The sequence below is a fragment of the Acinetobacter sp. ANC_7655 genome (assembly GCF_056784015.1).
On record NZ_JBWYJB010000021.1, the window covers coordinates 1 to 8,494 of the forward strand.

An 8,494-nucleotide genomic window follows, 5' to 3' on the forward strand; every position below is an offset into this window, starting at 1 on the left:
CTCTACCAATTCATCATGCTTAGCTTCTGCAGTTTGAACCGCTTGTGTTGCTGCTGAAAAATCTAAATTAGTAAGATTATCCACAGCATTATTTAGTTCATCACGAGCATTATTTACATCATCAATGCTTGGCTTGTCACCAATATTATTATTAAAGTCATCTACAAGCTTTTGAGCTTCTTCAATTTCTTTTTCTAATTCTGATCTAGTTTCATCAGTATATGGATCATTTGGATCTTCATTTTCCAACTTATCCTTTGCATTTTCCAAATCAGCTTCAAGATTATTAATTGCTTCTTCTAATTTAGCAGCATCTTTAGCTTCTTGATCTTTTAAAGCATCTTCAACAATAGAAATTAAATCATCAGCCGTCTGGTCAAGTAATTCTTGACTTGATTCTGGGTCTTTTAAAACAGCTTCTGCATCATTAATAGCATTTTCAACTCGCTGTTTTTCATCACCATCCAATTGATTTAATGAATTTTTAGCATCATTGATTGCATCAACTAATTTGCTGAGATCTTTGGAAGGTTGTTTTGTGTCACTTGATCCATTAGCAGCATCAAATACAGCAACGCCAACTCCAACTGCACCTAGTGCAAGTGCACCACCAGCTAACCAATTATTTAAGATTGTAGCGCCAGTTCCAGCACCACCTTCTAGTAACGCTTCTATGCTTTCTAAAGGGTTGTATTCTACATTTTTGAAATCAAGAACAAACATCTCACTATTTTGGTTACGGAAAACTAAATCAGATGTTTCATAATTGAAGTTTTCTAGGGTTATTGTTTCCCCATTATTAAGTTTAATAATGACCTGATTATCATTCACAATCAGCTCTTGAACATCTTCAGGAGCCACGTCGATCATTACAACTGAGTCTTCAACAATTTTAATTATATTGCTTTCTGAAGTGATCGTATTATTCAAGGTTTTTTTTGAGATAATCTGAGTTTGCATATACAAAATACCCATAGATTTAAAGAAATTTTACTTGATAGCATTAAACGATCATTTAGTTTTCTAATCAAGATTTTTTTAGATTAAAAATCATATATTTCAATATATTGTGATTTGCATCACACTATTTTTTAATAAAATTGATTTTATTTTATACAGTAACTAAATGATCTTAATTATACTGCTATTTACAAATTCAATACGTTGATTACTTATTGTTCATCATTTTTCTTGCTTTTAATTTTCATTATTTAATATCAGAAACACAAATTTTTTTTTGAAAAAAGCAATGGTATAATCTCAAAAAAATGAATAATTTTTATGAAATATTTTTCTTGCGCGCAGTGCAATCGGCAAATCTTTTTTATGAATTCTACATGTACTCATTGTGGAATTAATTTAGGATATGTTGTAGAAGAAAGAGAAATGGGAAGTTTCCATAAACATACTAGTCAATTGTGGAAATCTATTAATCCCAAATTCAAAAGTAAACTCTATAAACCCTGTTTTAATTATTTGCATCATCATGTATGCAATTGGATGATTCCTGCAGAAAGTTCTGATATTTACTGTGACTCTTGCAAACTAACCTCTATTATTCCAAATTTAAATAATCCTGATCACACCATCTATTGGAGCAGATTAGAGCATGCGAAGCGTCGTTTCCTTTATATGATGCAACAACTAAATATCATGCCGAGACCAAAAAAAAATGATCATGATCAATTTGGACTTAGATTTAATTTTTTGATGCCCGAACCAGATCTTCCTGTTTTAACTGGTCATGCTCAAGGTACAATTACATTAAATGCAAGCGAAGCAGACGTCGTATACCGCGAAACAACCCGAATAAAAATGGGTGAAAACTATCGAACCCTACTCGGTCATTTTCGCCACGAAAGCGGGCATTACTATTTCGATCTCATTCAACAGCTTCGACCAGATCTGATTGATGCGTTCAGAGTAATGTTTGGAGATGAACGACAAGATTATGCTGAGGCTTTAAAGCGACATTATCACGAAGGTCCACCCATAGACTGGCAGAAAAATTTTATTAGTTCCTATGCGAGTGCTCACCCATGGGAAGATTGGGCTGAGACTTGGGCACATTATTTACATATGATGGATACCTTAGAAACAGCATACTATGCGGGTCTGAGTGTTCAATCTAAACGTGCTGATCTCCCAAGTATGACGATCGAAGAAAATCCGATTGGTGCTAAAAACTTTGAAACTGTTTTACAAAACTGGTTAACCATCACTTTTAACTTAAATGCACTTAATCGCAGTATGGGTTTAGATGATGCATACCCATTTACGCTATCAGATAAAGTCTTAGACAAGCTCAGATTTATTCATCACAAACTATTAGAAATTTCATTTCAAAAATAAATATTTTTGCTTTATCAAAGGTTGAAGTTACTTATTATTTAAATACAATCTTCACCAAGTCTTATTGATTGTGTGTAAATGAAAATAAACGAACAGATTGTACTCGTTACAGGTGGGGCACGAGGCCTTGGCTTGGCTATTACCAAGGCATTATTGAGCGAAGGCGCTCGTGTCGTTGTCAATTATCATAGTAGTCATGAGTCCGCTAAGACATTAAAACTTTCACATCCTGATCAAGTTTTTAGTTATCAAGCGGATATTACTGATGCAGATCAAGTTTCAGAAATGTTTAACGCTGCCAAACTGCATTTTGGTGAAGCTATTCATTCAATTGTGAATAATGCACTCGTTAGATTTAAATTTAACGGGGATGCAAGACCAAATATTTCACAAATACAATGGAATGATATGCACACTCAGTTTGAGGGTGCTGTCAAAGCTGCCCTTAATACCACTCAAGCCGCTTTAGCCGACATGAAAGCTAATCGATTCGGTCGAATTGTGAATATAGGAACAAACTTGGTGCAAAATCCTGTTGTGCCATATCATGACTATACTACTGCAAAATCTGCCCTTCTCGCATTGACGAGAACATGTGCTCATGAATTAGGTGAGTTTGGAATTAATGTCAATATGTTGTCTGGTGGATTACTTCAACAAACTGATGCAAGTAAAAGCACGCCACAGGAAGTTTTTGATTATATTGCTTCCGCTACTCCCTTGCGTAAAGTAGTCACTCCTGATGAGTTTGCTTCAGCCATTTTAATGTTTTTGTCACCGTACTCCAAAGCTGTCACTGGTCAAAATTTAATAGTGGATGGCGGTTTAGTTAAAAATTAATAACGATGCTTAGAGCTTAGGCTATTTTTTTATTTAAGGAATAGCCTACCTATATAACCCCAATCGCTTGCTCATAGAGTATTTATGAGTGTTATTTTACAAGGATTTCATGAAACATATGTCTAAGCCATTGATGGCTGGTCTTATGATGACAGGACATATGCCAGTATTGTTTAACACCATATGTCGGGAAAGCAATAGGTGCATCAAAGATTTTTAAATTGCCTCGTGATAATAAAACTTCACTTAGATAGTAAGGCACTGTAGCAATCGCATCAGTTTCTTGAACAACAAGACCAACACCAAGATAACTTGGTAATCGCATTAAAATATTTCTTTTAAGTTCAAGGTTTAACAGCTCATTTTCAATATGGTAATGCCCCATTCCCGCATCAATATCAATGTGTGATTCTGCCAAATACTGCTCTTTGCTGATTGAATCTCCCGTTAAACGAGGGTGATCTTTTGCTGCAATTACAACATAATATTGCTCGAATAGTTTTTGTTGATAAAAGCCATTTTCCAAATGAGGCAGAAATCCTAATGCAAGATCAATTTCACCATTTGCCATTTGATAACTTGTTTCAGAAGTTATTGGACGCACATTTAATCTGACATGAGATGCTTTTGCTTTTAGATATTGGGAAATCTTAGGCAGTAATACTAAATGCGAAACATCAGTCATCGCCAAGGTGAATTGTTGATCTGATATAGCTTCATCAAAATCGATCGTAAAATTATTAATCGCTTCAACTTTACTTAATGCTTCACTGACCAATGGGAATAATTGCTTTGATAATTCCGTCGGGATCATTTCATTCCCAATTCTTAAAAAAAGCGGATCGTTATAATGTTGTCGAATTTTATTAAGAATATTACTTACAGCAGGTTGACTCATCTGCAATTGCTCAGCAGCAACTGAGACACTTTTAAATTTATAAACATGAAAAAAAATACTGAGTAATTTGCAATCTAATTCGTACACGAAACGCGCCTTCTCCTAGTAGATGAAAATGTAAAGTAAATAAGATCTCATAGTACTTTTATATTTTTATTTTTTCTAGGATCTATTCTGACATTCTCTAAAACCATCCCATAAAAAAAGAGCGAAAAATCGCTCTTTTTATCATCATTCAAGTTTGAATAATTTAGAAATTATAAATTGCTACAGCACTTACACGATTATCCTCACCTGTGTTAGAACCATTTGGTGCAGATACTACAGCTTTACGCTCACCATACACATATTCCAATCCAAGGCTAATCGGTTTGATCGGACTATAGAATGCATTGACCCAACCTTGCCAAAGCTCCTTATTGATCTCTGTCAGATTTACTGCACCACCTCGATAAGCATTTGTCACATCTTGATTCATATAACCAAAACCAACAGTTCCACGCCATTGAGGATTAAATTGCTGCGTTAGACCTATGGTAATCGAGTCAAATTCATTCTCATCTAAAATTTCACCAGATGAGTTACGGCTGATACCAGGATTCGTCCATGAAACGAAACTGCTATCTCCTTTTACATGATAGTAGTCAGCTTTCAGTGTAGTTGAAGGAGCTAACTTATATTGCATACCAAGTCCTACGCCCCATGCAACGACTTCATCAACTTCTGTTTTCTTTTCATTGACCATAGTACGTAAACTGAGTTTAGCATCATCATTTAATTGATGATTCAATCGCGCTGTGACTGCAGGTGTACGCATTTTAGATAATCCATCTTTTGGATCTTCTGCTGCAAGGACCAAGCCTGTTGCAGGTGCTAAACTCATACTATAACGAACTTGAGGTGTACGTTTTACAGCACCCCCCACATAACCTAAGGCATCAATCGTTTCAGGCATATAGTCTGGCACAGCAAAGTTAGACCAAGTTTGACCAATTAACCATTTATCGTAATTCATATAAGCATGACGTATACGAAGATTATCTAATCCAGCTCCACCCAAAAAGTCGACTTCAACTTTACCTGAAACTTTTTTATCATTAATTTGACTATGAATATCCAAACCTAAACGTGTTGCTGATAGAGTCGACTTAAGCTGATCACTCGCCTCATTATTACCGGCTAAAGGAACCTTATTAATATTATTATATAGGCGATCTAACCCACTACCTTCAGCTTGATATGAAGCATCTAGACGAACATTTCCATAAAAATTAAAAGTGGTATCTTTACCAACATTGAGTTTTGGTTGGGGGTTAACAGATTCTGTCTTTAATGTCTCAATCGATTTTGCCTGCACAACAGCATTCTTCTGTTGTTGTTCCATCATTGATTTAAGTGCTTCAATTTCTTGACGTAGTTGCTCTATTTCAGACTGTTGTGGACTATTCGCGTATGCTGCAGTAGATGTTAAAACAGCTAATGAGATTAAACTTAAAGTAAAAGGTTTGTTTGAAAAGATCATCCTAATCTCTCTTATCCTAAAAAATGGTTTAAAAGTCTAAATAACAGCCACCTTCTGGCAGCTGTCTTATTTATAAAGAATTTTTACTGAGTTTGTTCTACGACTTTAGAAGAGTGTACAGATTCTTCCTGAGCAATTTTACCATCTACTGAATTTTTCAGATTCACCATAAAAATTGCTAACGCTGCAATCACACCAGGAATTGCGATGACCAAGAAATTCATTTGGTGCGGAAGTTCCATGGTTAACAAAGCACCAGTGAGTACTGGACCTACGATTGCACCAATTCGACCAATACCAGATGCCCAACCCATACCTGTTGAACGAACTGTCGACGGATAATATTGTGCGACGAATGTATAAAGTAGAATTTGTGAGCCAATCGTTGCAGCGCCCGCGATTGCAATTAGCGTATACAACACGATTTGTGGACTATTAAAGCCGAGAAGGATAAGTGCAAGTGCACCGCACACGAACATAATTGTGAGTACTTTTTTGATGTGGAAACGATCTGCAAGATATCCACCACCGATTGCACCCACCATACCACCGATATTTAATGCAAATAGGAAGATCATACTTGCACCAAGCGAGTAACCCGCTTGAATCATCAGTTTTGGCAACCAGCTTCCTAAAGCATAAACCATGAGTAAACACATAAAGAATGCAACCCAGAACATGAAAGTACTGAAGGTACGACCTTGCTGGAATAATGCTTTTAAAGGAGCTTCATCACCTGCTGTGACTTCATCTAATACAAATTGAGTGTCAGCAGTAATATTTTTTTCAGGTGCGATTTTCTTAACATTAATTCGCACTTGCTCGGTTTGGTTTTTGTTGGTCAGGTACATCAAAGATTCTGGTAGGAATTTCCAAATCAACGGCAATGCGATTAAAGGCAATGCAGCGATATAGAACATAATTTTCCAGCCATATTGTGGAACTAACCAAGCACCTAATAATGCTGACGTCATACCACCAATTGCATATCCACTGAACATAAGAGCAACTAAAGTACTTCTAATTCGCTTAGGTGCATATTCAGTCATTAAAGCAACAACGTTAGGCATCACACCGCCAATACCCAGACCAGCAAGAAAGCGTAAAATACCAAATTCAGTCGGATTTGATGCAAATGCCCCCAAAAATGTAAATCCACTGAAGATTGCCACACAAATCATGATGGTTTTTTTACGACCAAGCTTATCTGATAATGTACCAAATGACATAGCACCGAACATCATCCCAAATAAAGCTGTACTTGCTAACAATCCAGCTTGTACTGAAGTTAATGCCCATTCCTGCATTAATAAAGGTAATGCAACTCCGTAAATGACAAGATCATAACCATCAAAGATAATAATCAATAAGCACCAAAACAATACACCCCAATGAAATGGTGTGAACTTAGCATCATCAATCACACGATTGATATTTAATTTGTTTGCTTCCAAAGTTGCGCCTCCTGCAAATAAACTCTCCAAAAATATGACGCAACATTGACTTAAAGCTGAAAAAATGTCCAAAACCGAATATATCTATATATATACCTTCAAGGTCTAAATAATCTCGAGGGCTTATTTCTATTATGATTGAATAAAAATTAGACGAATAATTACTTAAAAAAAAAATTCTTTGAGAATTTCTAATTTGAATTTTTTATTGCAACCTACTTTTTCTTTAAAGTTAAAATTATTTGTTTGAAATTTATCAAAAAAAATTAAGCCCCTTTTCGGGGCATAAGCTAAAGTCGTAGTTATTTTGAGTATTTAAGATTTTTGATTGCTATTTTTTATCCAATAGCTTTAGACCTAAGTCTAATTATTGTATTAGACCCTATCTAAATTAAATTTCTATCATACTTAATTGCTTCTAAATCATACACTTGGTAAATACAATCTATTAGAGACATGATGTCCTCGCTCTCATCTAGATTACGTATCGTCATAAATACTGGACTTACTGCAGTTTCATCTAAAATTGGGATGTAAAGCAAATGGGATAGCTGAATTGATTTCGCACTTTCTGGGACAATACAAATACCTTCACCAGCTGCAACCAAACCAAGAGATAGCTGAATTTCTCGCACCAAACGAATATTTTTAGGTTCTAAATTATATTCTGCAAACAAGGCTTGGACTTGAGTTGCAAAGCTAGGGGTTGTATGGCTAGGGTATAAAAAAATATTTTCATCAGAAATATCAGATAGATAAACACCTTCTTTTTTTAAACTTAAAGGATGACTTGCATGCACTGCCATCATTAAGCGCTCTTCACGAAGCAAAATTCGCTTCAATGCTGGATCTGAAATTCTAAGCCGCCCAAATCCAACATCAATCTTCCCCTCTTTGAGTGCTTTAACTTGTTCTAACGTGGTCATTTCAACAAGTTCAATCTTTAAGTGGGGTTGCTGCTGCCTATATAAATATACAATTTTAGAAAGCAGCCCATAAAGCAGTGACCCGACAAACCCCATTGTTACTGTACGTTCAACTAGACCTATACGCTTTGTCATAGACTTAACTTCTTCAGCATTGGCAAGTAATTTCACTGCGTGCTGATAAAAGAAATAACCGGCTTGTGTTGTTTTTAATGGACGGCTACCTCGCTCAAATAAAGCAATGCCAAGCTCTGATTCCAAATTTTGAATTTGTCTACTTAATGGTGGCTGCGCAATAAATAACTTTTCGGCTGCTTTTGTAAAACTTTGTTCTTCTACCACTGCGACAAAATATCGTAGATGTCTAAGCTCCATGACTTCCATACCTTTAAAATATATTAAAATGCAAAAATGATCTTCGACTCTATTTTTGCATTCTTTTAAGGTATACCACATGAAATACACAATGCAAGAATGCGTAGAGTGGAAATGATTACATCAG

The 8,494-nt window shown here is 35.6% G+C and carries 7 protein-coding genes; 2 read left to right on the plus strand and 5 right to left on the minus strand.

Annotated elements, in window-relative coordinates:
* The coding region (locus AC1M9N_RS14305; RefSeq protein WP_481954959.1) for a BapA/Bap/LapF family prefix-like domain-containing protein at positions 1 to 960 on the minus strand (960 nt) is incomplete at its 3' end.
* A 321-nt stretch (positions 961 to 1,281) separates the two neighbouring features.
* Here AC1M9N_RS14305 and AC1M9N_RS14310 point away from each other — a divergent pair.
* Together AC1M9N_RS14310 and AC1M9N_RS14315 are read left to right on the plus strand one after the other, a co-directional pair.
* Positions 1,282 to 2,352 carry a zinc-binding metallopeptidase family protein gene (locus AC1M9N_RS14310; RefSeq protein WP_481588080.1) on the plus strand — a complete coding sequence of 357 codons (1,071 nt, stop codon included), beginning with the start codon at positions 1,282 to 1,284 and terminating at the stop codon, positions 2,350 to 2,352.
* Between the two features lie 78 nt (positions 2,353 to 2,430).
* The gene (locus AC1M9N_RS14315; RefSeq protein ID WP_180029055.1) at positions 2,431 to 3,192 is read left to right on the plus strand and encodes a 3-oxoacyl-ACP reductase; all 762 of its coding nucleotides are present in this window, start codon (positions 2,431 to 2,433) and stop codon (positions 3,190 to 3,192) included.
* Between the two features lie 91 nt (positions 3,193 to 3,283).
* Here the strand turns inward: AC1M9N_RS14315 and AC1M9N_RS14320 are convergent, their stop codons facing one another.
* The 4 genes from AC1M9N_RS14320 to AC1M9N_RS14335 form a co-directional block, all read right to left on the minus strand.
* Positions 3,284 to 4,177: a LysR family transcriptional regulator gene (locus AC1M9N_RS14320; protein ID WP_092766282.1), complete on the minus strand. Its 894-nt coding sequence runs from the start codon at positions 4,175 to 4,177 to the stop codon at positions 3,284 to 3,286.
* A gap of 163 nt (positions 4,178 to 4,340) precedes the next feature.
* Entirely contained in the window at positions 4,341 to 5,612 is a 1,272-nt protein-coding gene (locus tag AC1M9N_RS14325; protein WP_481954960.1) for a DcaP family trimeric outer membrane transporter, read from the minus strand.
* 83 nt (positions 5,613 to 5,695) lie between these two features.
* Positions 5,696 to 7,066, minus strand: coding sequence for an aromatic acid/H+ symport family MFS transporter (locus tag AC1M9N_RS14330; RefSeq protein ID WP_481588077.1), 1,371 nt, complete (start codon positions 7,064 to 7,066; stop codon positions 5,696 to 5,698).
* Positions 7,067 to 7,452: 386 nt separating this feature from the next.
* Entirely contained in the window at positions 7,453 to 8,367 is a 915-nt protein-coding gene (locus AC1M9N_RS14335; RefSeq protein WP_035270297.1) for a LysR family transcriptional regulator, read from the minus strand.
* Positions 8,368 to 8,494 lie beyond the last annotated feature (127 nt).

What these genes read in the sequence shown, in the direction of transcription:
- AC1M9N_RS14335 (WP_035270297.1), bottom strand. Translation starts at nt 8,367, where the DNA reads ATGGAGCTTAGACATCTACGATATTTTGTCGCAGTGGTAGAAGAACAA.
- AC1M9N_RS14310 (WP_481588080.1), top strand. Translation starts at nt 1,282, where the DNA reads ATGAAATATTTTTCTTGCGCGCAGTGCAATCGGCAAATCTTTTTTATG.
- AC1M9N_RS14325 (WP_481954960.1), bottom strand. Translation starts at nt 5,612, where the DNA reads ATGATCTTTTCAAACAAACCTTTTACTTTAAGTTTAATCTCATTAGCT.
- AC1M9N_RS14315 (WP_180029055.1), top strand. Translation starts at nt 2,431, where the DNA reads ATGAAAATAAACGAACAGATTGTACTCGTTACAGGTGGGGCACGAGGC.